This is a genomic window from Streptococcus sp. GMD4S (genome assembly GCF_000296955.1).
In genome coordinates this window covers 1-657 of record NZ_AJRE01000369.1, presented here as the reverse complement: position 1 = coordinate 657, position 657 = coordinate 1, and the positions used below count along the sequence as shown (strand labels likewise).

At 42.3% G+C, this 657-nt stretch carries 1 pseudogene; it reads right to left on the bottom strand.

Annotated features, from left to right (window positions below):
- Window positions 1–640: pseudogene (locus tag GMD4S_RS09965) on the bottom strand (sodium-dependent transporter); the annotation flags it as partial.
- Window positions 641–657: the final 17 nt, after the last annotated feature.

The window sequence follows — 657 nt, the reverse complement described above, 5'->3', positions numbered from 1 at the left end:
TGAACCCCACGTGATACAATAAAGATATTCAACAAGATAAAGGCTGCTTGAGCTCCTAGGGCAATGGCTGGATTTGAAATGATTGAAGAAAATAACTGAGCATAATCACCCGTTCCACCAAGTTGGAACAATTTCCCAAACTCAATACCCAGATAGACCAGAATCCATCCTCCGATAACACTGTAAAAGGAGAGGAGGATAAAGAGGGCAAAGGCACCAATCCAACCGATAAAGTTGTACTTGCTATTGTTACCAAGTTTTCCAAAGGTTTTGATAGCGGAAACGCCAGCACTACGGCCAAGGGCAAACTCAGCCAGCAGGAGCGGGAAACCGATTAAAATGGTGGAAATGAGAAAGACTAGTAAAAAGCCCCCACCGCCATTAGCAGCAGTCATGTAGGGAAATTTCCAAACTGCTCCAAGTCCGATAGCTGAACCAGCAGATGCTAGAATAAAGCCTAGTTTCGAGCCCCATTGCGATTTTTCTGACATAGTTGAAACTCCAATCTCCTTTTTTAAAATAAGAAAAGGCTACTTGAGTTGTCAAATAGCCCTCTCTCAATGGCTCTCTATGAGCCTTCTGTTTGATTGATAGACTTGACTATCCTATCATGTTTTCTAAGGTCTGTCAAGAAAACCATTTTCAAGTTTTCACACC